The 24,894-nt window shown below is 52.4% G+C and carries 31 protein-coding genes; 16 read left to right on the top strand and 15 right to left on the bottom strand.

The genetic code is table 11. The annotated features are described in order from the left end of the window. Positions 1–26: 26 nt before the first annotated feature. Genes flgJ through flgB form a run of 9 tightly spaced genes read right to left on the bottom strand, consistent with a single transcriptional unit; the run spans position 27 to position 7,239 of the window. Positions 27–977 carry a flagellar assembly peptidoglycan hydrolase FlgJ gene (gene flgJ / locus SBG_RS05320; RefSeq protein WP_000578695.1) on the bottom strand — a complete coding sequence of 317 codons (951 nt, stop codon included), beginning with the start codon at positions 975–977 and terminating at the stop codon, positions 27–29. After that, positions 977–2,074 (bottom strand): flagellar basal body P-ring protein FlgI, encoded by a 1,098-nt coding sequence (locus SBG_RS05315; RefSeq protein ID WP_024134987.1) that lies wholly within the window; start codon positions 2,072–2,074, stop codon positions 977–979. Before SBG_RS05315 ends, flgJ begins: the two co-directional genes overlap by 1 nt. An 11-nt stretch (positions 2,075–2,085) precedes the next feature. Beyond that, positions 2,086–2,784: a flagellar basal body L-ring protein FlgH gene (gene flgH, locus SBG_RS05310; protein ID WP_001171211.1), complete on the bottom strand. Its 699-nt coding sequence runs from the start codon at positions 2,782–2,784 to the stop codon at positions 2,086–2,088. A gap of 56 nt (positions 2,785–2,840) precedes the next feature. Further along, positions 2,841–3,623, bottom strand: a complete 783-nt coding sequence (gene flgG / locus SBG_RS05305; protein ID WP_000625846.1) for a flagellar basal-body rod protein FlgG — start codon at positions 3,621–3,623, stop codon at positions 2,841–2,843. Positions 3,624–3,636: 13 nt separating this feature from the next. Then, entirely contained in the window at positions 3,637–4,392 is a 756-nt protein-coding gene (locus tag SBG_RS05300) for a flagellar basal body rod protein FlgF (protein ID WP_000349282.1), read from the bottom strand. Between the two features lie 20 nt (positions 4,393–4,412). After that, positions 4,413–5,690 (bottom strand): flagellar hook protein FlgE, encoded by a 1,278-nt coding sequence (gene flgE, locus SBG_RS05295; RefSeq protein WP_000010569.1) that lies wholly within the window; start codon positions 5,688–5,690, stop codon positions 4,413–4,415. 14 nt (positions 5,691–5,704) lie between these two features. After that, the gene (flgD, locus tag SBG_RS05290) at positions 5,705–6,403 is read right to left on the bottom strand and encodes a flagellar hook assembly protein FlgD (protein WP_000020453.1); all 699 of its coding nucleotides are present in this window, start codon (positions 6,401–6,403) and stop codon (positions 5,705–5,707) included. An 11-nt stretch (positions 6,404–6,414) separates the two neighbouring features. Continuing rightward, complete coding sequence (gene flgC, locus SBG_RS05285) at positions 6,415–6,819, bottom strand: flagellar basal body rod protein FlgC (protein WP_001196451.1); 405 nt, start codon at positions 6,817–6,819, stop codon at positions 6,415–6,417. 3 nt (positions 6,820–6,822) lie between these two features. Continuing rightward, on the bottom strand, positions 6,823–7,239 hold the full coding sequence (flgB, locus tag SBG_RS05280) for a flagellar basal body rod protein FlgB (RefSeq protein ID WP_000887044.1): 417 nt from the start codon (positions 7,237–7,239) through the stop codon (positions 6,823–6,825). Positions 7,240–7,394: 155 nt separating this feature from the next. Between flgB and flgA the strand changes: the two genes are divergently transcribed. The 3 genes from flgA (at position 7,395) to flgN (ending at position 8,866) form a co-directional block, all read left to right on the top strand. Continuing rightward, a complete protein-coding gene (gene flgA, locus SBG_RS05275) occupies positions 7,395–8,054 on the top strand; it encodes a flagellar basal body P-ring formation chaperone FlgA (protein WP_001194092.1) in 660 nt (219 codons plus the stop codon). Positions 8,055–8,145: 91 nt separating this feature from the next. Further along, the gene (flgM, locus tag SBG_RS05270) at positions 8,146–8,439 is read left to right on the top strand and encodes a flagellar biosynthesis anti-sigma factor FlgM (protein ID WP_000020890.1); all 294 of its coding nucleotides are present in this window, start codon (positions 8,146–8,148) and stop codon (positions 8,437–8,439) included. A gap of 4 nt (positions 8,440–8,443) precedes the next feature. Further along, on the top strand, positions 8,444–8,866 hold the full coding sequence (gene flgN / locus SBG_RS05265) for a flagella biosynthesis chaperone FlgN (RefSeq protein WP_000197548.1): 423 nt from the start codon (positions 8,444–8,446) through the stop codon (positions 8,864–8,866). A 64-nt stretch (positions 8,867–8,930) separates the two neighbouring features. On the opposite strand, the gene murJ is transcribed toward flgN, so the two are convergent. From murJ to rimJ, 4 genes are all read right to left on the bottom strand, one after another. Continuing rightward, entirely contained in the window at positions 8,931–10,466 is a 1,536-nt protein-coding gene (murJ, locus tag SBG_RS05260) for a murein biosynthesis integral membrane protein MurJ (RefSeq protein WP_024134985.1), read from the bottom strand. A gap of 303 nt (positions 10,467–10,769) precedes the next feature. Beyond that, positions 10,770–11,693: a Gfo/Idh/MocA family protein gene (locus tag SBG_RS05255; RefSeq protein ID WP_001259716.1), complete on the bottom strand. Its 924-nt coding sequence runs from the start codon at positions 11,691–11,693 to the stop codon at positions 10,770–10,772. A 1-nt stretch (position 11,694) separates the two neighbouring features. Next, on the bottom strand, positions 11,695–12,342 hold the full coding sequence (locus SBG_RS05250) for a YceH family protein (protein WP_000873040.1): 648 nt from the start codon (positions 12,340–12,342) through the stop codon (positions 11,695–11,697). A gap of 33 nt (positions 12,343–12,375) precedes the next feature. Next, the gene (gene rimJ, locus SBG_RS05245) at positions 12,376–12,960 is read right to left on the bottom strand and encodes a ribosomal protein S5-alanine N-acetyltransferase (RefSeq protein WP_000468203.1); all 585 of its coding nucleotides are present in this window, start codon (positions 12,958–12,960) and stop codon (positions 12,376–12,378) included. A gap of 236 nt (positions 12,961–13,196) precedes the next feature. On the opposite strand from rimJ, the gene mdtH reads away from it, so the two are divergent. The 10 genes from mdtH (at position 13,197) to SBG_RS05195 (ending at position 20,592) form a co-directional block, all read left to right on the top strand. Next, positions 13,197–14,405, top strand: a complete 1,209-nt coding sequence (gene mdtH, locus SBG_RS05240) for a multidrug efflux MFS transporter MdtH (RefSeq protein ID WP_000092164.1) — start codon at positions 13,197–13,199, stop codon at positions 14,403–14,405. A 63-nt stretch (positions 14,406–14,468) separates the two neighbouring features. Beyond that, on the top strand, positions 14,469–15,116 hold the full coding sequence (gene grxB / locus SBG_RS05235) for a glutaredoxin 2 (RefSeq protein ID WP_000780887.1): 648 nt from the start codon (positions 14,469–14,471) through the stop codon (positions 15,114–15,116). Positions 15,117–15,240: 124 nt separating this feature from the next. Then, positions 15,241–15,801 (top strand): lipoprotein, encoded by a 561-nt coding sequence (locus tag SBG_RS05230; RefSeq protein WP_000713049.1) that lies wholly within the window; start codon positions 15,241–15,243, stop codon positions 15,799–15,801. A gap of 101 nt (positions 15,802–15,902) precedes the next feature. Next, positions 15,903–16,949 (top strand): dihydroorotase, encoded by a 1,047-nt coding sequence (gene pyrC, locus SBG_RS05225; RefSeq protein ID WP_000126578.1) that lies wholly within the window; start codon positions 15,903–15,905, stop codon positions 16,947–16,949. A 73-nt stretch (positions 16,950–17,022) separates the two neighbouring features. Next, complete coding sequence (gene dinI, locus SBG_RS05220) at positions 17,023–17,268, top strand: DNA damage-inducible protein I (protein WP_001217765.1); 246 nt, start codon at positions 17,023–17,025, stop codon at positions 17,266–17,268. 287 nt (positions 17,269–17,555) lie between these two features. Next, positions 17,556–17,801: a biofilm formation regulator BssS gene (gene bssS, locus SBG_RS05215; protein ID WP_000414439.1), complete on the top strand. Its 246-nt coding sequence runs from the start codon at positions 17,556–17,558 to the stop codon at positions 17,799–17,801. A 112-nt stretch (positions 17,802–17,913) separates the two neighbouring features. Then, positions 17,914–19,032: an N-methyl-L-tryptophan oxidase gene (gene solA, locus SBG_RS05210; protein ID WP_000872771.1), complete on the top strand. Its 1,119-nt coding sequence runs from the start codon at positions 17,914–17,916 to the stop codon at positions 19,030–19,032. Between the two features lie 40 nt (positions 19,033–19,072). Next, on the top strand, positions 19,073–19,186 hold the full coding sequence (locus SBG_RS05205; protein WP_001216202.1) for a DUF2770 family protein: 114 nt from the start codon (positions 19,073–19,075) through the stop codon (positions 19,184–19,186). A gap of 261 nt (positions 19,187–19,447) precedes the next feature. Next, positions 19,448–20,020: a cytochrome b gene (locus tag SBG_RS05200; RefSeq protein ID WP_001159777.1), complete on the top strand. Its 573-nt coding sequence runs from the start codon at positions 19,448–19,450 to the stop codon at positions 20,018–20,020. After that, a complete protein-coding gene (locus SBG_RS05195) occupies positions 20,017–20,592 on the top strand; it encodes a YceI family protein (protein WP_000749276.1) in 576 nt (191 codons plus the stop codon). Before SBG_RS05200 ends, SBG_RS05195 begins: the two co-directional genes overlap by 4 nt. 51 nt (positions 20,593–20,643) lie before the next feature. On the opposite strand, the gene trhO is transcribed toward SBG_RS05195, so the two are convergent. Beyond that, positions 20,644–21,696, bottom strand: coding sequence for an oxygen-dependent tRNA uridine(34) hydroxylase TrhO (trhO, locus tag SBG_RS05190; RefSeq protein WP_001144649.1), 1,053 nt, complete (start codon positions 21,694–21,696; stop codon positions 20,644–20,646). A 218-nt stretch (positions 21,697–21,914) separates the two neighbouring features. Here trhO and SBG_RS05185 point away from each other — a divergent pair, with 218 nt between their 5' ends. The 3 genes from SBG_RS05185 (at position 21,915) to SBG_RS05175 (ending at position 24,652) form a co-directional block, all read left to right on the top strand. Continuing rightward, complete coding sequence (locus SBG_RS05185; protein ID WP_000183366.1) at positions 21,915–22,835, top strand: Kdo(2)-lipid IV(A) acyltransferase; 921 nt, start codon at positions 21,915–21,917, stop codon at positions 22,833–22,835. Between the two features lie 146 nt (positions 22,836–22,981). After that, positions 22,982–24,196, top strand: coding sequence for a multidrug efflux MFS transporter MdtG (gene mdtG, locus SBG_RS05180; protein ID WP_000075061.1), 1,215 nt, complete (start codon positions 22,982–22,984; stop codon positions 24,194–24,196). A gap of 81 nt (positions 24,197–24,277) precedes the next feature. Further along, positions 24,278–24,652 (top strand): MysB family protein, encoded by a 375-nt coding sequence (locus SBG_RS05175; protein ID WP_000180070.1) that lies wholly within the window; start codon positions 24,278–24,280, stop codon positions 24,650–24,652. Here SBG_RS05175 and SBG_RS05170 read toward each other — a convergent pair whose 3' ends face one another. Further along, a complete protein-coding gene (locus SBG_RS05170; protein ID WP_001221026.1) occupies positions 24,653–24,880 on the bottom strand; it encodes a YceK/YidQ family lipoprotein in 228 nt (75 codons plus the stop codon). Positions 24,881–24,894: the final 14 nt, after the last annotated feature.

Genomic DNA, 24,894 nt, shown 5'->3' with positions numbered 1-24,894 from the left:
GCAGCGTCTACGCGGACTTGAGCGATTTAAAAGAGATTATCGAGATTCGCGCTGTAAGTTTTGCTGACCTTTTCACTCATCGCTTTCAACTGTTGGATCATGCTGGTTAATTTGCGCGCATAGTGAGGGTCTGTCGCATATCCGGCGTTTTGCAGTGCGACAGCGCCCTGCTCCGCCGTGGCGGCGGTGGTCACCGCAGTGTAACGTGGGTTACGCGTTAACAGCGCGACATAATCCGATAACGCCTCCAGATAGGAGTTATAAACGCGGAATTTCGCTTTTACCTTCTTCGCTTCGCCGTTTTCGTATTCGGTGGTGGTAATTTCCGTCACCGGCCCTTTCCAGCTGGCGGTAGCTTTCACACCAAACACGTTGTAGCTGGGCTCGCCATTCTCGCGCAGGATTTGCCGCTGCCCCCATCCGGACTCCAGCGCCGCCTGCGCCAGAATCAAATGATGCGGTACTCCGCTCTGTTCGCTGGCCAGCCGCGCCGGCAGCGAAAGCCGGGCCAGAAAGTCTTTACTGTCGCCGGAGAGCGGTTCGTCACTGCTGTCCGGCGTTTTTGGCATTGCTTTACGCACCAGTTGGGTCAGCGCCTGATTTTGATAGCTGTTCACCGTTTCCAGCGAAAATTTCAGCGGCACCTGAGGCGCGTCATCCGCTGGCATCGTCTGCCCGCTGGTCATCTGTTTAACCATCATATCCGCCAGACCCAGCCCCTTTCCGGCAGTCATCTGCTGGGCGATCTGCTGGTCATACATACTGGTATACAAACGCGTCTGATCGCTGCTGAATAAGCCATCTTTAGGTAACGCCTCACGCATACTTTTCAGCATCATCTGAACAAACATGCCTTCCACCTGGCGGGCCACCGGACGGATATTCGCCGCCGGGTCCTGTCCCGCTTTCGCTTTAAGTTCGTTCAGAGATTGCGCATCCCAGGCCGCGCTGGCCAGCAGTTTTCCGTCGCCGATCATCAGATAATTTCCAGTTTAGCGCGTAGGCAGCCCGCACTTTGCATAGACTGCAAAATCGACATCAGATCCATCGGTGTCGCGCCAAGCGCATTCAGCGCGCGCACTACGCTGTTCAGATTGGCGCTGGAACGCACGCTTTGTAGTGCCCCTCCGCTTTGGCGCAAATCTATCTGGGTCTGTGGCGTCACTACGGTCTGACCGCCGCCAAATGGCGTATTCGGCTGGTTGACGTTGAGCTGGCGGTTGACCGTCACTGACAAATTACCCTGCGCCACGGCGCAGCTATCCAACGTCACTTCTCGATTCATGACTACCGACCCCGTACGCGAATTGATCACAACTTTTGCATCCTGCGGCGTCACGCTCACTTCCATATTTTGAATATCCGCCAGAAAACGCACCTGCGAACTATTGCCGCTGGGCACGCGTACCTGCACCGTTCGCGCATCAAGCGCAGTGGCGCTGCCGTATCCGCGGGCGCGGTTGATGGCGTCGGTAATTTGCTGCGCCATCGTAAAATCTTCGTTGTTCAATTGCAGATTAATGGTGTTTCCGGCGCCAAACTGACTTGGTAACTCACGTTCGATAATCGCCCCGTTAGTGATGCGTCCGCCGTTAAGCTGGTTAACCTGCACGCTACTGCCACCAGCAGAAGCCCCCGCGCCGCCGACCAGAATATTCCCCTGCGCCAGGGCATACACCTGGCTGTCGACCCCTTTTAATGGCGTCATTAATAATGTCCCGCCGCGCAGACTTTTGGCATTCCCCATCGAGGAGACCACCACATCAATCGTTTGCCCCTGACGCGCAAAAGGCGGATACGAGGCCGTCACCATGACCGCCGCCACGTTTTTCAACTGCATATTGGTGCCGGTGGGGACCGTAATCCCCAGCTGTGACAGCATATTATTCAGCGTCTGGGTGGTGAACGGCGTCTGGGTCGTCTGGTCTCCGGTACCATCCAGCCCAACCACCAGCCCGTAGCCGATCAGCGAGTTTTCGCGTACGCCCTGGACGCTGGTCAGATCCCGAATGCGTTCGGCGTGCGCCAGTGTGGCAACCAGTGCCAGAACGATTCCTGCAAGAGCTTTAAACACATACACCTCGCTTACATCGGCGACAAATTAAGGAAGAAACGTTGCAGCCAGCCCATATTTTGCGCTTCGTTAATATAGCCGTTGCCGACATATTCAATTCGCGCATCCGCCACCTGTGTCGAGGGTACGGAATTACTGCCGCTGATGGTGCGTGGATTCACCACGCCGGAGAAGCGGATGAACTCCGTTCCCTGATTAATCGCGATCTGTTTTTCACCCACGACATGTAAATTGCCATTCGCCAGTACCTGATCGACGGTCACGGTCAGCGTGCCGCTAAAAGTATTGCTGGCATTCGCACCACCTTTCCCGTTAAAAGTGTTGCCGCCTGAGGCCTCCATATCCGCACGGGAGTTCCCGAATAACCCCTGCAAATAACGCGGTACCGTATCAAAGCCAAAGCTGGTTTTGCCGTCGCGGCTGGCATTCGCGGACGAGCTTTTACTGGCGCTGACGTTTTCCTGTAACACAATCGTGAGCGTATCGCCGATATTACGCGGTCGACGATCTTCAAAAAGCGGCTGATAGCCATAATTAATCGGCTGCGCAGACTGAAAAATGGATCCATTCGCCACCGGCACCGGCCCCGGAATCGGCTGTGCCGTGGTTGCCCCCTGCACGAGCGGTTTAGCGGGTATCCAGGCGCATCCTGTCAGCGACGCGGCCAGCAGGGCCAATAATGGGTAAGCGTGAAGCGCGTTTTTTTGCATTACCTTCATCTTCAAAATCAGGACGCCGGCGGCGTCTTCACGCCACCGGCGGCACCTTAAAGTTGCGTCAGTTTCTGCAGCATCTGATCGGTCGTCGATACTGCTTTACTGTTAATTTCATAGGCGCGTTGAACCTGAATCATGTTCACCAGTTCTTCCGCCACGTTAACGTTAGACGTTTCGACATATCCCTGATACAACAGCCCCGCGCCGTTGAGTCCCGGCGTGCTTTCGTTCGGCGCGCCGGACGATTGCGTTTCGATGTAGAGGTTCTCACCGATGCTTTCCAGCCCGGTGTCGTTCATAAAGGTGGTTAAGTTGATCTGCCCAACCTGAACCGGCGCGGCCTGCCCCTGTTGGGTCACGCTCACTACGCCGTCGCGGCCAATCGTGATACTTAACGCGTTGGCGGGAATGGTGATCGCAGGCTGAACCTGAAAACCACCTGCCGTCACCAGTTGGCCGTTCTGGTCCACCTGGAAAGAGCCGTCGCGGGTATAGGCTGACGTACCGTCTGGCAGCATAACCTGGAAAAAACCCTGGCCTTTGATTGCCACATCTTTACTGTTGTTGGTCTGCGACAGATTCCCTTGGCTGTGCAGACGCTCCGTGGCGACCGGACGCACGCCGGTACCGATTTGCAGCCCGGAGGGCAACGTCGTCTGCTCGGAAGACTGCGCGCCCGGCTGGCGAATGGTCTGGTATAACAGATCTTCAAATACCGCGCGCTGACGCTTAAAACCATTGGTGCTGACGTTTGCCAGGTTATTGGCAATAACATCCATATTGGTTTGCTGCGCGTCCAGGCCGGTTTTGGCGATCCATAATGAACTGATCATAAAATGTCCTGTATTAACTCATCGACAGCAGTTGGTTAGCTCGCCCTTCGTTTTCATCAACGCTGGTGATAACCTTCATCTGCATTTCAAAACGGCGCGCGTTGGCGATCATGTCGGTCATGGCGTCAACCGGCTTAACGTTACTGCCTTCCAGCACGCCCGACATAATGCGAATAGACGGATCGGCAGCCAGCACCGCGCCGCGTTCGGCCTGCGCGTCGGCGGTGAGGCGGAATAAACCGTCATCGCCGCGCTGCACTTCGTTACCCTCCGCTTTGACCAGCTTCAGTCGTCCAACGGGCGCCACCGTGTTCGGCGGGTCACCCGGGTTGAGCGAGGAGATCGTGCCGTCTGCCGCAATGGTGATTTCCGACCCTTCCGGGACGGTAAGCGGGCCGCCTTCGCCGATTACCGGATGTCCCTGAATGGTTAACTGTCCGGTTGGACCCACCTGGATACTCCCGTTACGGGTATATCCTTCGGCACCATCCGCCGCCTGCACCACCAGCCAGCCGTCCTGCTGTAGCGCCACATCCAGCGGGCGGGAGGTGTAGTCCAGTTGACCTGGGGTCATATCCGCCCCCGGCGTCGAGGCCGTAACCAACGTGCGCGTCGCTAAAGAGAGGCCATCAACGGGCACCGCGCGCAGCGCATTGAGCTGCGCGCGAAAGCCGGGCGTTGAGGCGTTAGCCAGGTTGCTGGCCGTTACCGCCTGCTGGTTAAGCGTCTGGCTGGCCGCCCCCATGGCGGTATAAATTGCGTGATCCATTAAGCTATCCCGTCAGGCGCTTAGCGCAGGTTAACCAGCGTATTGAGGATCTGATCCTGGGTTTTGATGGTCTGCGCATTCGACTGGTAGTTACGCTGCGCAACGATCATATTCACCAGCTCTTTACTCAAATCCACGTTAGAGGCTTCCAGCGCACCGTTCGTCAGCTTACCGAAGTTACCGGAACCGGCGGTTCCCAGCAGCGCTACCCCGGAGGCCTGCGTCGCCGCCCAGACGTTATCGCCCTGGGACGCCAGACCTTCGTTGTTGGCAAAGTTAGCCAGCACAATCTGCCCCAGCACCTGCTCCTGCTCGTTGGAGTAGTTGCCAACCACGGTGCCGTCGTTGTTAATCTGGTAGCTCACCAGATCGCCCGGCTTATAGCCGTTCTGATTGGTAGCGACAATATTGTTCGACCCGGTGTTCTGCTGCATAGAGTTAAGGAAGCTGAGTGAGAAGTCCGCAGGCGTGGCGCCATTAATCTCACCAGTGATGATCTGTATTTCCTTTTCTGGATTAGGTGTCGTCGCTAAATCCCAAGTCGGTGAAGCGGGTGGTGTACTTGTCAGCCTATAGTTATAAATCTCATTCAGCGTACCATTCTCGGTAAAGTGCATCTGAGCCGCTTTATTAGCCGTAGCACCAGCAACACTGCTATCAAGCGTCCAGACATCCCATTTATTACTGTTATTTTTAACGTAATAAATGCTCATATCGTGAGCATTACCCTGACTGTCATAAACGGTGATACTCCCTTTTTTGTTGTAAGTATTAGCATCGGAAGGATCGAATGGATTTTTTGCCGGTTTCGCATCTGTCGAGTTCAGATTCACCTGCATTGACGCGGTGGTGGTCGATTTTGCCGCCATCAGCGTGTTCGGAATAGTGATCGGCGCAGGATTCGCCCCCTGCTGAATGGTCGGCGGCGTACCGGTGGCCGGATAGCCGGTCAGTTGCATCCCCTGCATATTGACCAGGTTACGGTTCTCGTCCAGTTTGAACTGGCCGTTACGGCTATAGAACACGGAACCGTTGCTGTCTACCAGGCGGAAAAAACCGTTCTGGCTAATCGCGACGTCCAGTCCACGCCCCGTGTTCGTTGTGGTACCGTCGGTAAAATCCTGGGTAATCCCCGCCACTTTTACGCCCAGCCCCACTTTTGAACCGGCGAACATATCAGCAAACGATGCCGTACCGGATTTAAAACCATAGGTAGCGGAGTTGGCGATGTTATTACCAATAACATCAAGGTTGGTGGCCGCAGCGTTCAGGCCGCTAACCGCTTGAGAAAAAGACATGACTGACTCCTGATTTAGATTATCTGCCGAACTTCGTCGAGGGTAGTGGTGCCATAGGTACCGAGATCCAACAGGTTGCCGTCGCTGCCCTTCGTCACGCCCTGCACCAGAGCGAATTGCAGCGGCTGCGCCACCAGTTGCGTTCCGCCATTGCTGGCGGCAATCGCAATGTTGTAAGAACCATCAGGTACCGAGGTGCCGTCCGTTTGCTTACCATCCCAGGTAAAGGTGTGTACCCCGGCTTTCAACTCACCAATTTCCAGCGTACGCACGACCCGGCCATCTTTATCAGTAATGGTTGCTGTCACTTTGTCCGCAGGCTGTTGCAGTTCCACACCAAACGGCGTCGTGGACGTAACGGCACCTTCATCCGCGCCTTTACCCGCCAGGATCGTGGTGCCCGGCACCATCACGCCATGTCCAATCAGCGTGGTTGCCTGTAGCGACTGACTATTGTCGATTTGCCCGGAAATAGCGCCCAACGTGGTATTCAGTTTTTCAATACCGCTCACGGTACTGATTTGCGCCAGTTGCGTGGTAAGCTCATTATTCTGCAAAGGGTTAGTCGGGTCCTGATTCTTCAATTGCGCGACCAACAAGGTCAGGAAGCTACTTTGCAGATCGGCCGCGTTACTCCCGGTCATCGATCCGCTGCCCGTCGTGGTTTTGACGCCCGTGTTGGCCGGGTCATTCATCGTTACGGCAATAGACATACGCGCCTCCTTTACTGGCCTAATGTCAGCGTTTTAAGCATCATGCTTTTTACGGTATTCAGGACTTCGACGTTTGCCTGATAGCTGCGCGAGGCCGACATGGTATTGACCATTTCACCGACCACATCCACATTGGGCATTTTGACGTAGCCGTTAGCGTCCGCCAGCGGGTTGCCAGGCTCATAAACCCTCTTTTCCGGCGCCTGGCTTTCAATCACGCTGGCCACCTTTACGCCGCCGGTCGCCTGCCCCGGCGCGGCATCAACCTGAAAAACGACCTGTTTAGCGCGATAAGGCTGTCCGTCCGGCCCGGTGACGCTGTCCGCATTGGCCAGGTTGCTGGCCGCGACATTCAACCGTTTGGACTGTGCGGTAAGTGCCGATCCGGCAATATCAAAAATGTTTAACAGCGCCACGGATTAGTTTCCTCCCTGTAGCACATTCATCATGCCTTTGAGTTGGCTACCCAAAACGGTAAGCCCCATCTGATATTTGAGACTATTATCCGCAAACTGCGTACGTTCCCTGTCCATATCCACGGTGTTGCCATCCAGAGAAGGTTGATCGGGTACGCGATAAAGCAGATCCACTGCGGGAGAAGAGGCCGCCTGAGCGGGAATATGGTGGGAGGACGTCAACGTCAACGAGACGCCGCCGGTTTCTTCCCGTCCACGCACCATCACTTTTTTTAACTCACTGGCAAAATCAATATCGCGCGCCTGATACCCCGGCGTATCGGCGTTGGCAATATTCGCCGCTAATATTTCCTGACGTTGCGCGCGCAGATTTAGCGCTTCTTGCTGAAATCGTAAGGCGGCATCGAGCCTGTCGAGCATATCTCCTCCGCAAATGGCAAAATTCAGCCGACAGCTTAAAGCCCTTCACGCGCGCGTTATCGCCGGAATAAACGCAAAATGCGTCGCTATTTATTGCGTTGATACCTGCATCACACAGGTAGAATCCTGACATTGCGTAAAACAGGGGGAGAACGATGCAAACGTTAAAACGAGGAATTGCCGTGGCGGCCTTGCTGTTCAGCCCCCTGACACTGGCGCAGGATATCAACGCCCAGTTGACGACGTGGTTTTCCCAGCGTCTGGCTGGATTCAGCGATGAGGTCGTTGTGACGCTCCGTTCACCGTCCACTCTGCTGCCAGGCTGCGAACAGCCAGCCTTCAGTATGACGGGCAACGCGAAGCTATGGGGTAATGTGAACGTGGTGGCGCGCTGCGCCAACGAAAAACGTTATTTACAGGTGAATGTACAGGCGACCGGCAATTATGTCGCCGCCGCCGCGCCTGTCGCGCGCGGAGGAAAATTGACCCAGTCCAACGTTACGTTAAAACGCGGCAGGCTGGATCAGTTACCGCCTCGAACCGTGCTGGATATCCGCCAGATCCAGGACGCCGTCAGCTTGCGCGATCTCGCCCCAGGGCAGCCGGTACAGCTTACGATGATACGCCAGGCCTGGCGTGTCAGGGCAGGTCAACGCGTACAGGTTATCGCCAATGGTGAAGGTTTTAGCGTTAACGCGGAAGGTCAGGCGATGAATAATGCTGCCGTCGCGCAAAATGCGCGCGTGCGTATGACATCGGGTCAGATCGTGAGTGGTACCGTCGATTCTGATGGGAATATTCTTATTAACCTATAATTGTGTAAAGATTTTGTCGCGGCTGCCGATGAGATATTCAACCATGATGGTAGCTGGCCGCTACAACGTAACCCTCGATGAGGATAAATAAATGAGCATTGACCGTACCTCACCTTTGAAACCCGTTAGCACTGTCCAGACGCGCGAAACCAGCGACACGCCGGTACAAAAAACGCGTCAGGAAAAGTCGTCTGCCGCGACGAGCGCCAGCGTAACCTTAAGCGACGCCCAGGCGAAGCTCATGCAGCCAGGCGCCAGCGACATTAATATGGAACGCGTCGAAGCATTAAAAACGGCTATCCGTAACGGCGAGCTAAAAATGGATACCGGAAAAATAGCAGACTCGCTAATCCGCGAGGCACAGAGCTACTTACAGAGTAAATAAGCGTATGACTCGTTTGTCAGAAATACTTGACCAGATGACAACCGTTCTGAATGACCTGAAGACGGTGATGGATGCTGAACAACAACAACTTTCCGTAGGCCAGATAAACGGCAGCCAGCTACAGCGTATTACAGAAGAAAAAAGCTCATTGCTGGCGACGCTGGACTATCTGGAACAACAGCGCCGTCTGGAGCAGAACGCGCAACGTAGCGCAAACGATGACATTGCAGAGCGCTGGCAGACGATTACCGAAAAAACGCAGCATCTGCGCGACCTCAACCAGCATAACGGTTGGCTGCTGGAGGGACAGATTGAACGTAACCAGCAGGCGCTGGAGGTGTTAAAACCTCACCAGGAACCCACGCTGTACGGGGCTAACGGCCAGACTTCTGTTTCTCACCGCGGCGGCAAAAAAATTTCCATCTGATGATTGCCGCCTTATCGGGCCTGTGAAGCAGGCCCGATAAGCACAACATTATCAGGCTTTGAATTTACGCTGTCCGGCGGACAAACTCTTTCACTTTAAAGCCCAGCACGGCAAGCGCGGCAAAATAGGCTGCGATGCCCGCAAATACTACCGCCATCAGACGCAGTAAACGCCATAACATCGCCCCTTGCGACCATTCCGGCATAATATGCAGCATACCAAACAGCACAGCAGACATGACCAGTACGGAAATGATCAGCCGCATCAAAAACCACATCCAGCCCGGTTGCGGCGTAAAAATATTCTGTTTGCGTAACTGCCAGTACAGGAGAGACGCATTAAGACAGGCCGCCAGACCAATAGAGAGCGACAACCCGGCATGTTTCAGCGGTCCGATAAAGGCCAGGTTCATTAACTGGGTCATAATTAACGTCACAATGGCGATTTTAACCGGCGTTTTAATATCCTGGCGAGAATAGAAGCCCGGCGCCAGTACCTTTACGACGATTAACCCTATTAACCCCACCGAATAGGCGACTAACGCCCGCTGCGTCATCGCCGCGTCAAAGGCAGTGAATTTACCGTACTGAAACAGCGAGACCGTCAGCGGTTTCGCCAGAATGCCCAACGCTACTGCGCTTGGCAGCGCCAGTAAAAAGCACAGACGCAACCCCCAGTCCATCAGGCGGCAGTACTCGTCATGATTGCCGCTGGCAAAACTTTTCGACAATGATGGCAGCAGGATGGTTCCCAGCGCCACGCCCAGCACGCCGGACGGGAACTCCATCAACCGGTCGGCATAGTACATCCATGAGACCGAACCAGACGCCAGAAAAGAGGCGAAAATGGTATTGATGATAAGGGAGATCTGGCTGACAGAGACGCCCAAAATTGCCGGGCCCATCTGTTTGACTACCCGCATTGCCCCGGTATCGCGAAAGTTAATGCGCGGCAGCACCAGCATACCGATCTTTTTCAAATGCGGAAGTTGATACACCAGTTGCAGCACGCCGCCGACGGTGACCGCCCAGGCCAGCGCCAGCACTGGCGGATTAAAATACGGCGCAGCAAATAACGCAAAACCGATCATGCTGATATTCAGAAATGTCGGTGCAAAAGCGGGAATAGAGAAACGATTCCAGGTATTGAGAATAGCGCCGACCAGTGAAGCCAGCGAAATCAGTAGAATGTAGGGAAACGTAATCCGTAATAGTTGCGTCGTCAGCGCGAATTTATCGGCCGTATCCGCAAAACCTGGCGCGGTTACCATAATTACCCAGGGCGCGGCCAGCATACCGGCTACCGTCACTACCGCTAACGCCAGCGTCAGCAGGCCGGAGACGTAAGCGACGAAGATCCGCGTCGCCTCTTCTCCCTGCTTGCTTTTATATTCCGCCAGGATTGGCACAAAAGCCTGAGAAAACGCGCCTTCGGCAAAGATTCGGCGTAACAGATTAGGGAGTTTAAACGCCACAAAAAAGGCGTCGGTCGCCATTCCTGCGCCAAAAATTCTGGCGACAATCGCATCACGGGCAAAACCCAGCACGCGTGAAAACATAGTCATCGAGCTGACGGCAGCCAGCGATTTCAATAAATTCATTTCTGTTGTATTCCAGACCCTGGTGCAAAACGCCTGCATGGCTGATCCACAGAACGGATAGTTCATTTATGCCGCACCCGGCGATATCGCCGTGTCCAGCGGCGACACTAAAATGCCTTATCAGGCCTGCAGACTCCCTCACGGTTTGCCATGATTCACTGTGAAAAAGAGGTGTTATGTAGAATTGGCATATATACCCGTCATACTTCAAGTTGCATGTGCGTTAGCTTTTCTGCAACTCGAATTATTGAGGGTATAGTACCTGGATTACGATGAATTACTACCGCCAGATGTTACAGAGGATTATTCGCTGATGGCGTCCCGCCATAGCGCCTCCACGACGCGCTGGGCCAAAATCGCCTGCTCCCCCGCCGTTTCCGGAACCGTCTGATTTTTCACGCAGTCAATGAAATGCCGCGCGCATCCGGCAAAACCACGCTGTTCAAGTGTCGTTTGCCAACCTGACACCGGTCTGGTGAGTACGCCCTGCCCGCGCTCCTCATGCCATTCACGCATATCCGTCACGTTATATAGCCCGCCATCGGTAACGGCCTGGACTGATTCACGTTGGCTTCCGGCGCGCCGGTGCATACTGGTAGTAATTTGTAGCCTGTCGGTGGAAAAATGATGTTCCGCATAGCGCATTTCGCCGGACTCGCCGGTGAGCAAGGTACCGCTGACAAGATTCGCCTGACCACCAGCCAGCCACAGAGCGGTATCCACCACGTGCAGATAGTCATCGAGCAAGGTAAAACGTAAGTCGTGCGGCCCGATGCTATCAGTACGATGTTTATCCATACGCAGTGACGCCGCCGCGTCGAGACGCGTTTTCAGTTCGCGGTACAGCGGCGCAAAACGGCGGTTAAATCCCACCATCAGTGTTAATTTTTTTCGCGCAGCCTGTTCCACCAGCCGTTCGGCGTCATGCAGATTTTCCGCCAACGGTTTATCCACGCAGACATGTACACCAGCGTTGAGAAGCTCGCTGACCACAGCATAGTGGCTGGCAGTACTGGAGTGAACGAAGACCGCATCACAGTCGGACGCCAGATTTGCCAGCGAATCCATATACGGTATGCGCCAGCTTTCGCAGATACGTAAGGCTTTATCCCGCGAGGGAGACCAGGCGCCCTGCAACGTCCAACTGGCGGTGTTGGCCAATACCGGTAACCAGGCCTTCTGCGCAATACCGCCTAACCCGACAATACCAATACGTAATGTTCTCACATTACTCTCCCAGGTGAGCTAACAAAGAATCCAGCCGTTGCTTTAATTCCGCCACTTCACTCTCCAGCGCCTCGACGCGCGCCTGAAGATCGCCCGATGTGCTTTCCGGCGCAGATGTCCGAAGCGAGACCTCATCGACATCACCGCAGAAAAGATGCATATAGCGACTTTCACGCTTGCCTGGTTCACGCGCCAGACGAACGACATAAGGGCCGTCTTCACGACTGGCAAGCCGTTCCAGCGTGGATTCAACCTCCGCCATATCGCTGAATTCATACATCCGCGACGCCCGGCTACGCAACTCGCCTGGCGTTTGCGCGCCGCGCAGCAGCAAGATGGTGACAAGCGCCACTTCCGCCGCGCTCAGTTTCAGATCGCCAAACTCAGAATTACAGAAACGCTGTTCATATTTGGTGACGCGGTTGCCAAACCCGCTGACCGTACGCAAAAAGTGGCGTTTCACCAGATTATCGAGTTGCTCCTGCACCTCTTGTTCCGTCAGGTTCATCACCGGTTCACGGTTGGTTTTCTGATTACAGGCTGTCACCACGCCGTTGACAGAAAGCGGATACTGTTCCGGCGTTGTCACCTGCTTTTCCAGCAGGCAGCCAATCACTCGCGCTTCAGTGGCGGTTAATTCATATTTCATCGTTTTCTCCCTTTCGCTCGCCCGGTAAGCCGCTCAACGTCCTGGCGTCCATTCCGGCGTCGTTAATGCCGTCAGGACATGGTCGCGCCATTGTCCATCAATCAACAGATAATCTTTCGCATAGCCTTCTTTCTCAAAACCAAGCCGCGCCAATAGTGCGCCGCTACGTTTGTTGTGCGGCATATAATTCGCCATGATACGGTGGATATGCTGAGTACGCTGCATATAGCGAATCGCAGCGGTTAAGGCTTCAAACATCAGCCCCTGCCCCTGCCACTTCTGTGCAATGGAATACCCCAGATAGCAGGCATGAAATGAGCCGCGCACCACATTGGAGAAATTCGCCACGCCGATAATTTCTTTTTCTTCCGGGTCAAGCAGCGCGAAATAGAAGGCGGAGCCCTGTTTGTGAAATTCACCGATCATTCCCAGGCGCGCCTGCCACCCTGAAGGATAACAATGGCTTTCATCACGGACCGGCTCCCAGGGTTTTAAAAAATGACGATTTTCCGCGTAATAATCGGCCAGACGCCAGGCATCACGCTCATGCACTAAACGCACCACCAGACGGTCGGTGGTTAAGCGCACTTTTGGCACGTTACTGCGATAGCCAAACATTCTATTCCTACTCCTTCCTGTAACGTCTTCAGCACGCCAGTCACATTACTATACCTGCGCAACCAGGCTCTGTGAAAAGCGCAAATCGCCATTTTTTGATTTGCTGCCACATTTTGATGAAAACTCTCGATTAAAAAGAACTTTTGATAAAAAAATATTGTCCCGCTAACGGTAGGAAAAAACGAAACGCCGCCGCAGAATAGAAGACGCTCATCTTTGATTTCCCGGGAGGGGAAATGTCGCGCGTCTCGCAGGCGAGAAACCTGGGTAAATATTTTCTTCTCATTGATAACATGCTAGTGGTATTGGGTTTTTTCGTCGTCTTCCCGCTCATCTCCATTCGCTTTGTCGATCAAATGGGCTGGGCCGCCGTGATGGTAGGGATCGCGCTCGGCCTGCGCCAATTCATCCAGCAAGGCCTCGGCATTTTTGGCGGTGCCATCGCCGATCGCTTTGGCGCGAAACCGATGATCGTCACCGGTATGCTGATGCGCGCCGCGGGTTTTGCCACAATGGGCATCGCGCATGAGCCCTGGCTTTTATGGTTTTCTTGCTTCCTTTCCGGTCTTGGCGGTACGCTTTTCGACCCACCGCGCTCAGCGTTGGTGGTCAAATTAATCCGCCCGGCGCAACGAGGCCGTTTCTTCTCATTGCTGATGATGCAGGACAGTGCGGGCGCAGTGATTGGCGCACTACTGGGCAGTTGGTTGCTACAATACGATTTCCGTCTGGTCTGCGCGACGGGCGCTATTTTGTTCATATTATGCGCCATTTTCAACGCATGGCTGCTTCCGGCCTGGAAGCTGTCAACGGTCAGAACGCCAGTGCGTGAAGGAATGCGTCGCGTCATGAACGATAAGCGATTTGTGACTTACGTGCTGACGCTGGCGGGCTACTACATGCTGGCGGTACAGGTCATGTTAATGCTGCCAATTATGGTAAACGACATCGCCGGTTCGCCTGCCGCCGTGAAGTGGATGTATGCTATCGAGGCGTGTCTTTCGCTGACATTACTTTACCCGATTGCCCGCTGGAGCGAAAAACGCTTTCGTCTGGAGCACCGGCTGATGGCCGGTTTGCTCATCATGTCGCTGAGTATGGTCCCCATCGGGCTGGTGAGCAATTTACAGCAACTCTTTACACTTATTTGCGCCTTCTACATTGGCTCGGTTATCGCCGAACCCGCACGCGAAACGCTTAGCGCATCGCTGGCGGACGCACGGGCGCGGGGAAGTTATATGGGCTTTAGCCGTCTGGGATTGGCCATTGGCGGCGCAATTGGTTATATCGGCGGCGGCTGGTTGTTCGACATGGGTAAAGCGTTTGCACAGCCTGAACTACCATGGATGATGCTCGGTATTATCGGCTTCATCACCCTGTTGGCTTTAAGCTGGCAATTTAGCCACAAGCGCGCATCGCGCCATATGCTGGAACCCGGCGCCTGATTTGATACCTACCGCTATCTCCTCCATACTGGTCAGGAACCGACAGTCAAATGGAGGAGAAACGTGAAGCTCTATATTTACGATCATTGCCCTTTCTGCGTTAAAGCCCGCATGATTTTCGGCCTGAAGAATATCCCCGTTGAACTTAACGTGTTACAGAATGACGACGAGGCGACGCCCACCCGGATGATTGGTAAAAAGATGGTGCCTATCCTGCAAAAAGAGGACAGCCGCTATCTGCCTGAAAGTATGGATATTGTGCATTATGTCGATACACTCGACGGCAAACCGCTGTTAACCGGAAAATGCAATCCTGCCCTTGAAGAGTGGCGACGCAAAGTTAACGGTTACGTTAATCAGTTGCTGCTGCCGCGATTTGCAAAATCCGCTTTCGATGAATTTTCCACGCCTGAGGCACGCCAGTACTTTATCCGCAAAAAAGAAGCATCTTCCGGCAGTTTTGCCGACCACCTCACGCATTCTGCCGGACTGATTAAAAAGATCAGCGATGATTTACGCGCTCTGGATAAACTTATTGTGCAGCCGAATGCCGTGAATGGCGAATTGTCGGAAGATGATATTCATCTGTTCCCGCTCCTACGTAATCTGACGCTGGTTGCTGGTATCCGCTGGCCGACGAAAGTATCAGATTATCGCGATAATATGGCGAAGCAGACGCAAATTAATTTACTTTCCTCAATGGCAATCTAACGTCCGCCGGGCGGCAATCCGCCCTTGCCGCCATTTTCAGCTTTTTCTACTGGCGTCATGTCCGCTGGCGCGACATGCTGCTTTGTGTCAGGATTAGGGCATGGGCAACACGTTGAGGAACGCCATGAAAAAGTTTTTTTTTGCCGCTGCGCTGATAGTCAGCGGCCTGTTAGTGGGTTGTAATCAACTTACGCAATACACTATTAGCGAACAAGAAATCAATCAAGCGCTTGAAAAACGGAATAATTTCTCAAAAGATATTGGTCTGCCCGGCATTGCCGACGCGCATATCGTACTGACTCACCTCGCCAGCCAGATTGGCCGGGAAGAACCCAATAAAGTCACCCTCACTGGCGATGCCAGGCTGGACATGAATTCACTCTTCGGTAGCCAAAAAGCGACGATGAAGCTCAAGCTGAAAGCCCTGCCAGTCTTTAATAAAGAAAAAGGCGCCATCTATCTGCAGGAGATGGAAGTGGTCGATGCCACTGTGACGCCGGAAAAAATGCAATCGGTACTCCAGACGCTCATACCTTATTTAAATCAGTCTTTACGTAACTACTTTAACCAGCAGCCAGCTTATGTGTTGCGCGAAGATAGCAGTAGAGGCGAAGCGTTAGCGAAGAAATTCGCCAAAGGCATTGAAGTTAAACCAGGGGAAATCGTCATTCCTTTCACTAATTGATCGCTGAGGGCGCCATCGCGCCCTTTTTTACGTGCAAACGAAAACGTTTCCGCTTATCCTTTGTTTCCGGCAAAAGACTACCCCTCAGCCGGAGCATATTAATGACTGCACCATCCCAGGTTTTAAAGATCCGCCGCCCGGACGACTGGCACGTTCACCTTCGCGATGGCGACATGTTAAAAACGGTCGTACCTTATACCAGCGAAATTTATGGTCGCGCCATCGTGATGCCTAATCTGGCGTCCCCTATTACCACCGTTGATGCGGCAATCGCCTACCGTCAGCGTATTCTCGACGCGGTACCCGCCGGACATGATTTCACGCCGTTAATGACTTGTTATTTAACGGACTCGCTTGATGCCGATGAGCTTGAGCGCGGTTTTCATGAAGGCGTGTTTACGGCCGCTAAACTTTATCCGGCCAACGCCACCACCAACTCCAGCCATGGTGTAACGTCAATCGATGCCATTATGCCAGTGCTGGAGCGAATGGAAAAACTCGGGATGCCGTTGCTGGTCCACGGAGAGGTGACACATGCCGATGTTGATATCTTTGATCGCGAAGCACGTTTTATTGACACCGTCATGGAACCGTTACGTCAGCGTCTGAGCGCACTTAACGTGGTCTTTGAACATATCACTACCAAAGATGCCGCACAGTATGTACGTGACGGCAACGAACGCCTGGCAGCCACTATTACGCCCCAGCACTTAATGTTTAACCGTAACCATATGCTGGTCGGCGGCATTCGCCCTCACCTGTACTGCCTGCCAATTCTCAAACGCAATATTCACCAACAGGCGTTACGTGATCTGGTCGCCAGCGGCTTTACGCGCGCTTTTCTGGGTACGGATTCCGCGCCACATGCGCGCCATCGTAAAGAGACCTGTTGCGGATGCGCCGGTTGCTTCAACGCCCCTTCCGCACTTGGGAGCTATGCCGCCGTGTTTGAAGAAATGAACGCTTTGGCACATTTTGAGGCATTCTGCTCCCTGAACGGCCCACGATTTTATGGTCTGCCGGTGAATGAGTCCTGGGTGGAACTGGTGCGTGATGAACAACAGATCCCGGAAACTATCACACTGGCAGATGATACGCTGGTGCCTTTTCTGGCCGGTGAGACAGTACGCTGGTCAGTAAAAAAATAAAAAATGCGTTTACCTGTTGCTATATAGCGAAGCTAACTGTATATATATACAGTATATTCAACAGGGAGGCATTATGCGTATTGAAGTCACTATAGCCAAAACATCACCTCTGCCTGCTGGTGCCATTGATGCGCTGGCGGGCGAACTCTCTCGCCGTATTAGCCATCATTTTCCTGAGAATAGGGGTAACGTTACCGTGCGTTACGCAACCGCCAACAACCTGTCCGTTATTGGCGCATCGAAAGAGGATAAAGCACGCATTAGCGAGATCCTCCAGGAAACCTGGGAAAGCGCTGATGAGTGGTTCATTAATGACTAAAAAATGATATGCAGTGAAGTAAGTTTTGCCGGGTCGCCCCGGCTTTTTTATTTGCGCAACTGATGAATATTTCACCTGAACCTCAAAATAATTGCACAACATCCTAAAAAAATATGAATGAACTGCCGCTTTATTGTTCATATAATTCTTAAAAAAAGAAATTTATCCTTCTCTCTCTTTAAAAACGCAGTGAATAGCCTTATTACTTGGTATACTGAAGTTGCTTCAGAAAAAGACGCATTGAACCTCGAGAACCGTTGTCTTATAACACGTACCAGGGGGGCATGATGGAAAAAAATAATGAAGTCATTCAGACCCATCCGCTTGTAGGATGGGACATCAGCACTGTCGATAGCTATGATGCGCTGATGCTGCGTTTACACTACCAGACCCCAAATCCGGAAGGGACTGAAGTTGGTCAAACGCTCTGGTTAACGACTGATGTGGCCAGGCAATTTATTTCAATATTAGAAGCCGGCATCGCCAAAATAGAATCAGGCGATTACCAGGAAAACGAGTATCGTCGCCATTAGCGTGACGCCCTCCCCCTCTCCCAGGCACCGTAAGGTGCCTCACTTATTTCTGGCTTGTATATCTCAGCGCAGTTATTTACCCTGAAATCATCGCGATAGCAGAGAGAAGCTGATGAAATACGACCTTATTATTATCGGTAGCGGTTCGGTTGGCGCCGCCGCTGGTTATTATGCCACCCGTGCCGGGCTTAAGGTTCTGATGACTGATGCGCATATGCCGCCTCATCAACAGGGCAGCCATCACGGCGATACCCGCCTTATCCGCCATGCCTATGGTGAAGGCGAAAAATATGTTCCGCTGGTGTTGCGCGCCCAGACGCTTTGGGATGAGCTCTCCGCGCTTAATGAAGAGCCTGTCTTCGTCCGCTCCGGCGTCGTTAACCTCGGTCCAGCCGATTCCACTTTCCTGGCTAACGTCGCGCGGAGCGCGCAACAGTGGCGGTTGAATGTCGAACGCCTGGACGCTGCTGCCATAATGACACGTTGGCCAGAAATTCGCGTCCCCGATCACTATATCGGGTTGTTTGAAGCTGACTCCGGCTTCCTGCTTAGTGAATTAGCCATTACCACATGGCTTCGCCTGGCCAGAGAGGCAGGCTGCGCACAGTTGTTCAACTGTCCGGTAATCGGTATTCACCATGATGACGACGGTGTCACGATAGACACCAGTGAAGGCGTCTATCACGCCAGCAAAGCTCTGATTAGCGCAGGCACCTGGGTGAAAGCACTCGTTCCGGAGCTCCCCGTCCAGCCCGTCCGCAAAGTCTTTGCCTGGTTTCAGGCCGATGGGCGTTACAGCGCTAAAAATCGTTTCCCGGCTTTTACCGGCGAACTGCCCAACGGCGATCAGTATTACGGTTTTCCGGCAGAAAATGACGAGTTAAAAATCGGTAAACATAATGGTGGGCAAGCAATACAGACCCGGCAAGAACGCAAGCCCTTTGCCGCCGTTGCCAGCGATGGCTCCGAAGCATTTCCTTTCCTGCGCAACGTGCTGCCGGGCATCGGCGGCTGTTTGCATGGCGCAGCGTGTACCTATGATAATTCACCAGATGAAGATTTTATTATTGATACGCTGCCTGGCCATGATAATACGCTCGTCATTACTGGACTCAGCGGACATGGTTTTAAATTCGCCCCGGTATTGGGAGAAATTGCCACGGATTTTGCGCTGGGAAAAACGCCCTCCTTTGATCTGGCGCCGTTCCGTCTTTCCCGTTTTGCCCAATAATCTGCCGGCCCCGTAAAGGGGCCGTTCATTAAAGTCAGCTATGCGTCATCTCTTTCATTTCCTGGTAAATAACCTTCACGAACATTTTATGCTTTACGTTATTCTCTGCTCCCTTTGGGCGATTATGGATATCGTTTATCTTTTTTTCTTTTGATTTCTTTTTTTTGACGTTAATTGACGTTTCCTGAAACTTCATCGCTTTTTATTTCATGAGGTTAAAGCCCAGCAATGTTGCTATTCATCCCGTAGCGTAGTTGTCGGGGCGAAATATCTCGAAACTTCTGAAGCTGAATCGCAAACTAAATCAAAATTATTGAAATAAAAATAAATATCATTCAAATTGTTATTTATTAGTTGCATTCATCGCTTTTCCACGCCATTTTCATTCTCTCGTGAAATATTCATTGGTGTGTTTATGCAATTTAAAAATACTCCACAACGATATGGCGTGGTTTCCGCCGCGCTCCACTGGCTGACCGCAATAGTGGTCTATAGCATGTTTGCGTTGGGTTTATGGATGGTCACACTCAGTTATTACGACAGCTGGTATCACCAGGCGCCGGAATGGCATAAAAGCATTGGCGTTTTACTGATGATGGCGCTGATCATACGTATTATCTGGCGATTTTATTCTCTCCCGCCCAGGGCGTTAACCAGCTACTCCCGCTTAACACGCGTCGGCGCAGCGGCTGGCCATATCATCCTGTATCTTCTGCTGTTTGCGATAGTGATTAGCGGCTACCTGATTTCCACCGCCGACGGGAAACCGGTTAGCGTCTTTGGCTGGTTTGAGGTTCCCGCAACGCTTGCTGATGCGGGCACGCAAGCTGATGTCGCCGGAACGCTACATCTGTGGTTTGCCTGGTCGCTGGTTATTATCTCACTCTCGCATGGGGTAATAGCGCTAAAACACCATTTCATCGATAAAGACGACACTCTGAAACGTATGACAGGAAGGTCGTCATCTGACTATGGAGCTCAAAAATGAAAAAAAGCCTGCTAGGACTTACCCTCGCATCTCTGTTGTTCACGACCGGATCCGCCATGGCGGCGGAGTATAAAATTGATAAAGAAGGCCAACATGCTTTCATCAATTTCCGTATCCAACACCTGGGCTATAGTTGGCTATATGGCACCTTTAAAGATTTCGACGGCAGTTTTACTTTTGATGAAAAAAATCCGGAGGCAGACAAAGTAAACGTGACCATTAACACCAACAGCGTCGACACTAATCACGCCGAGCGTGATAAGCATCTGCGCAGCGCGGAATTCCTTAACGTCACGAAATTCCCTCAGGCCACCTTCACCTCCACCAGTGTGAAAAAAGAGGGCGATGAACTGGATATTACCGGTAATCTGACGCTCAATGGCGTGACCAAACCCGTGACGCTTGAAGCGAAACTGATGGGCCAGGGAGACGATCCGTGGGGCGGTAAACGTGCGGGCTTTGAGGCTGAAGGAAAAATTAAGCTGAAAGATTTTAATATTACGACCGATCTCGGCCCAATGTCACAAGACGTGGAGCTTATTATCTCGGTAGAAGGCGTTCAGCAGAAGTAACGCCTGACAATATGTCGGATAGCGGCCTTTACACCGCTATCCGGCAAAAGGTTACGCTTTCGGATCAGGGATGTCTGCTGTGGTATTAAGCCGACCACGTGATTTATTGAAAATTTTATTACCGTTCTCTCGGCCTGCGCGACGCCGACGCTGCTCCTCCTCCGGCAAGACCAACTCTTCACAACATTGTTCACTACAGCAACCGTTAAATTTACTGGCGCACTGCGGACACTGGATAAACAGCAGATGGCAACCGTCATTTTTGCAGTTGGTATGGCTATCGCAGGGCGCGCCGCACTGATGACAGTGCGCGATAATATCATCCGAGATTCGTTCGCCCATTCGCTCATCAAATACAAAGTTTTTGCCAATAAAGCGAACGGGAAGCCCCTGCTCGCGCGCACGACGGGCGTACTCAATAATACCGCCCTCAATATGCCAGACGTTATTAAAACCGTTGTGTTTCATCCACGCGCTGGCTTTCTCACAACGAATGCCGCCGGTGCAATACATGACGATCTTTTTATCTGCATGTTCCTGCATCATTTCAACTGCTTTTGGCAACTGTTCGCGAAACGTATCCGCAGGAATCTCCAGGGCATTTTCGAAATGGCCGACTTCATATTCATAGTGGTTGCGCATATCAATAAAGACCGCGTCAGGATCGTCCAGCATCGCGTTAACCTCCGCGGCCTTCAGATAATCACCGACATTACTGGCATCAAAATGCGGATCGTCAATGCCATCGGCTACAATACGGTCGCGAACTTTCATACGTAGCACCCAAAATGATTTTCCGTCATCCTCCAGAGCGATATTCAGGCGCAATCCGTCTAATGCGGGATCAAACGCATATAGCTGTTGACGAAACATTTCTACCTTACTTTGCGGCACGCTGATTTGTGCGTTGATCCCCTCATGCGCCAGATAAACGCGACCAAATACCCCTAACGCCGTAAACAACCGGTACAACGCGTCCCGGGTCTCCTGCGGCGAAGCAATGGTGAAATAACGATAAAAAGAAATTGTCGTCCGCGGCTCACTTTCCGCCAGCATTTTGGCTTTCAGTTCGTCATTAGAAATGCGGTTATGTAACACTGGCATGGTGTACGTGTCCTGCTATCGGCAAAAATAAAGTGGGCAGGCATCATAAAGCAAGCCTCGCCAATTTACATCCATACATTTTGCGCTACATTTCCCGCTTCAGACTAAACAATTAACAACAATTGCCGATTTAATCGCCACTCCTCTGCAACATATTTTTGCTCCAGGCAAAAAGATGCGACAATACCGAGAATTGTTCGTGAACAAACAGGATAGAAATGACGAATTTGCCTAAGTTCTCCGTGGCCTTACTGCACCCGCGTTACTGGTTAACCTGGTTAGGTATAGGCACGCTTTGGTTGGTCGTACAACTCCCCTACCCGGCTATCTATAAATTAGGCTGCGCATTAGGCCATCTGGCACGGCGCGTAATGAAACGCCGCGCGCAAATTGCTTATCGCAACCTTGAATTATGCTTTCCGGAAATGAGCGAACAGGAACGCCACAGGATGGTGGTCAAAAATTTTGAATCCGTCGGCATGGGTGTCATGGAAACCGGCATGGCCTGGTTCTGGCCCGATCGTCGAGTGGCCCGCTGGACGGAGACGAGCGGTCTGGAACATATCCGTGCAATTAAAGCACAGGGCCACGGCTTTATACTGGTAGGGATCCATTTCCTTACGCTTGAGCTTGGCGCACGCATGTTTGGTATGCATAATCCCGGTATTGGCGTTTATCGCCCGAATGACAATCCCTTGCTGGACTGGTTGCAGACCTGGGGACGTTTACGTTCTAATAAAACAATGCTGGATCGCAAAGATCTGAAAGGTATGGTTAAGGCATTGAAAAGCGGTGAATTAATCTGGTACGCCCCGGACCACGATTATGGCCCGCGCGCCAGCGTATTTGTGCCGTTATTCGCCGTCGACCAGGCCGCGACGACGTCCGGCACCTGGATGCTCGCACGCATGTCTAAAGCCTGTATTGTTCCCTTCGTGCCGCGCCGTAAACCCGGCGGGAAAGGCTACGAACTGATCATTCTTCCTGTGGAACCCTCCCCTCCGCTGGAGAGTGCAGAGGCGACCGCCGCATGGATGAATAAGATTGTTGAGAAGTGCATTATGATGGCGCCAGAGCAATATATGTGGCTGCATCGCCGCTTTAAAACCCGGCCTGAAGGCGTACCATCGCGTTATTAACAGGAGTGCAGCCGTCAGGCTGCAACCTCTCTTCTTTTAGCTTTAAAAGCTCCCCACATTGCGAGGCTGACAAGGTCGGCGCATAATTAGTGCGCTCATAATTAAACTGATGATTGCGCAAATGGCGCATCATACTGTGGAACACTATGTCACCCTCTGATGTCCCCATAAACTGGAAACGTAATCTTACCGTTACCTGGTTGGGCTGTTTTTTAACCGGCGCGGCTTTCAGCCTGGTCATGCCCTTTCTCCCGCTCTACGTGGAGCAACTCGGCGTGACAGGCCATAGTGCGCTGAATATGTGGTCCGGGCTGGTCTTTAGCATTACGTTTCTCTTTTCAGCTATCGCATCCCCTTTTTGGGGCGGACTGGCGGATCGCAAAGGACGTAAAATTATGCTGTTGCGCTCCGCTCTCGGCATGGCCATTGTCATGCTGCTAATGGGTATGGCGCAAAATATCTGGCAATTTCTTATTCTCCGTGCGTTGTTAGGGCTGTTGGGCGGATTTATTCCCAATGCCAATGCCCTTATCGCCACTCAGGTGCCACGCAACAAAAGCGGCTGGGCGTTAGGGACGCTCTCCACTGGCGGCGTCAGCGGCGCGCTGCTTGGCCCGCTTGCAGGTGGTCTGCTCGCCGACCACTACGGACTGCGTCCGGTCTTTTTTATTACCGCCAGCGTCTTGTTGATCTGTTTTCTGCTCACCTTGTTTTTTATTCGTGAGAATTTCCAGCCGGTGAGCAAAAAAGAGATGCTTCATGTCCGGGAAGTTGTCACCTCGCTAAAAAATCCCCGCCTGGTATTAAGTTTGTTTGTTACAACGCTGATTATTCAGGTGGCAACGGGTTCTATTGCACCAATTCTGACGCTCTATGTTCGCGAACTTGCCGGCAATGTCAGTAACATTGCATTTATTAGCGGAGTTATAGCCTCGGTGCCTGGCGTAGCAGCGCTGCTAAGCGCTCCTCGACTCGGCAAGCTTGGCGACAAAATAGGCCCGGAAAAGATCCTTATCGTCGCGCTGATTATTTCCGTACTGCTGTTGATACCAATGTCTTTTGTGCAAACGCCATGGCAGCTTGCGTTATTGCGCTTCCTGCTTGGCGCGGCGGATGGCGCGCTACTGCCAGCCGTACAAACTTTGCTGGTTTACAATTCTACCAATCAGATAGCCGGACGGATCTTCAGTTATAACCAGTCTTTCCGCGATATCGGCAACGTGACCGGCCCGCTAATGGGCGCGGCAATTTCAGCAAATTATGGCTTCCGCGCGGTGTTCTGCGTCACGGCGGGCGTCGTAATGTTCAATGCCATCTATTCATGGTACAGCTTACGGCGACGCAGGCTGGCAATGGAATGATTTTTTCGCTTTCATACTTGCAAAATCACAGAATCAGCTATTCTTTCCCTAAATACCTCATCAAATCAAAGGGAGATACTGATGACCATGTATGCCACGCTGGAAGAAGCTATTGATGCAGCCCGTGAAGAATTTCTGGCTGAAAATCCTGGCCTCGAACAAGATGAAGCTAATGTGCAGCAGTTCAATGCTCAGAAATATGTACTACAGGATGGGGACATCATGTGGCAGGTCGAATTTTTCGCCGATGAAGGTGAAGAAGGTGAATGCCTGCCGATGCTGAGTGGTGAGGCCGCGCAAAGCGTATTTGATGGTGATTATGATGAGATAGAGATCCGCCAGGAATGGCAGGAAGAGAATACCCTGCATGAATGGGATGAAGGGGAATTCCAGCTTGAGCCGCCGCTTGATACTGAAGAGGGGCGTACCGCCGCTGACGAATGGGATGAACGTTAACTACGTATAAGGACCATGCTGGATATCCAGCGGCAGTAGTAACGTATCAAAAAGCAGTGAAAATGGCAGATCGAGGATAGTGATATAGCGCCATGCGGAATCGCGTACATCCCACTGCACGCCAGGATAATACTGGTTGCCGTGCCCCTGTCCGGGGATCGTTCTGCTAATGATGCTGCCGCAACCGCTTAAAGTCACCACCATGATACTCACCGCCAAGATACGCACCAAACACCTCATTA

Source organism: Salmonella bongori NCTC 12419 (assembly GCF_000252995.1).
GTDB classification, from domain to species: domain Bacteria; phylum Pseudomonadota; class Gammaproteobacteria; order Enterobacterales; family Enterobacteriaceae; genus Salmonella; species Salmonella bongori.
This window is presented reverse-complemented; position numbering and strand designations above follow the sequence as displayed.

What these genes read in the sequence shown, in the direction of transcription:
- flgH (WP_001171211.1), bottom strand. Translation starts at nt 2,784, where the DNA reads ATGCAAAAAAACGCGCTTCACGCTTACCCATTATTGGCCCTGCTGGCC.
- flgE (WP_000010569.1), bottom strand. Translation starts at nt 5,690, where the DNA reads ATGTCTTTTTCTCAAGCGGTTAGCGGCCTGAACGCTGCGGCCACCAAC.
- murJ (WP_024134985.1), bottom strand. Translation starts at nt 10,466, where the DNA reads ATGAATTTATTGAAATCGCTGGCTGCCGTCAGCTCGATGACTATGTTT.
- flgJ (WP_000578695.1), bottom strand. Translation starts at nt 977, where the DNA reads ATGATCGGCGACGGAAAACTGCTGGCCAGCGCGGCCTGGGATGCGCAA.
- SBG_RS05300 (WP_000349282.1), bottom strand. Translation starts at nt 4,392, where the DNA reads ATGGATCACGCAATTTATACCGCCATGGGGGCGGCCAGCCAGACGCTT.
- SBG_RS05175 (WP_000180070.1), top strand. Translation starts at nt 24,278, where the DNA reads ATGACCATGTATGCCACGCTGGAAGAAGCTATTGATGCAGCCCGTGAA.
- flgD (WP_000020453.1), bottom strand. Translation starts at nt 6,403, where the DNA reads ATGTCTATTGCCGTAACGATGAATGACCCGGCCAACACGGGCGTCAAA.
- SBG_RS05250 (WP_000873040.1), bottom strand. Translation starts at nt 12,342, where the DNA reads ATGAAATATGAATTAACCGCCACTGAAGCGCGAGTGATTGGCTGCCTG.
- rimJ (WP_000468203.1), bottom strand. Translation starts at nt 12,960, where the DNA reads ATGTTTGGCTATCGCAGTAACGTGCCAAAAGTGCGCTTAACCACCGAC.
- mdtG (WP_000075061.1), top strand. Translation starts at nt 22,982, where the DNA reads ATGTCACCCTCTGATGTCCCCATAAACTGGAAACGTAATCTTACCGTT.
- SBG_RS05205 (WP_001216202.1), top strand. Translation starts at nt 19,073, where the DNA reads ATGCGTCATCTCTTTCATTTCCTGGTAAATAACCTTCACGAACATTTT.
- flgB (WP_000887044.1), bottom strand. Translation starts at nt 7,239, where the DNA reads ATGCTCGACAGGCTCGATGCCGCCTTACGATTTCAGCAAGAAGCGCTA.
- flgN (WP_000197548.1), top strand. Translation starts at nt 8,444, where the DNA reads ATGACTCGTTTGTCAGAAATACTTGACCAGATGACAACCGTTCTGAAT.
- SBG_RS05200 (WP_001159777.1), top strand. Translation starts at nt 19,448, where the DNA reads ATGCAATTTAAAAATACTCCACAACGATATGGCGTGGTTTCCGCCGCG.
- flgM (WP_000020890.1), top strand. Translation starts at nt 8,146, where the DNA reads ATGAGCATTGACCGTACCTCACCTTTGAAACCCGTTAGCACTGTCCAG.
- solA (WP_000872771.1), top strand. Translation starts at nt 17,914, where the DNA reads ATGAAATACGACCTTATTATTATCGGTAGCGGTTCGGTTGGCGCCGCC.
- pyrC (WP_000126578.1), top strand. Translation starts at nt 15,903, where the DNA reads ATGACTGCACCATCCCAGGTTTTAAAGATCCGCCGCCCGGACGACTGG.
- mdtH (WP_000092164.1), top strand. Translation starts at nt 13,197, where the DNA reads ATGTCGCGCGTCTCGCAGGCGAGAAACCTGGGTAAATATTTTCTTCTC.
- flgG (WP_000625846.1), bottom strand. Translation starts at nt 3,623, where the DNA reads ATGATCAGTTCATTATGGATCGCCAAAACCGGCCTGGACGCGCAGCAA.
- flgA (WP_001194092.1), top strand. Translation starts at nt 7,395, where the DNA reads ATGCAAACGTTAAAACGAGGAATTGCCGTGGCGGCCTTGCTGTTCAGC.
- SBG_RS05185 (WP_000183366.1), top strand. Translation starts at nt 21,915, where the DNA reads ATGACGAATTTGCCTAAGTTCTCCGTGGCCTTACTGCACCCGCGTTAC.
- bssS (WP_000414439.1), top strand. Translation starts at nt 17,556, where the DNA reads ATGGAAAAAAATAATGAAGTCATTCAGACCCATCCGCTTGTAGGATGG.
- trhO (WP_001144649.1), bottom strand. Translation starts at nt 21,696, where the DNA reads ATGCCAGTGTTACATAACCGCATTTCTAATGACGAACTGAAAGCCAAA.
- SBG_RS05230 (WP_000713049.1), top strand. Translation starts at nt 15,241, where the DNA reads ATGAAAAAGTTTTTTTTTGCCGCTGCGCTGATAGTCAGCGGCCTGTTA.
- dinI (WP_001217765.1), top strand. Translation starts at nt 17,023, where the DNA reads ATGCGTATTGAAGTCACTATAGCCAAAACATCACCTCTGCCTGCTGGT.
- SBG_RS05195 (WP_000749276.1), top strand. Translation starts at nt 20,017, where the DNA reads ATGAAAAAAAGCCTGCTAGGACTTACCCTCGCATCTCTGTTGTTCACG.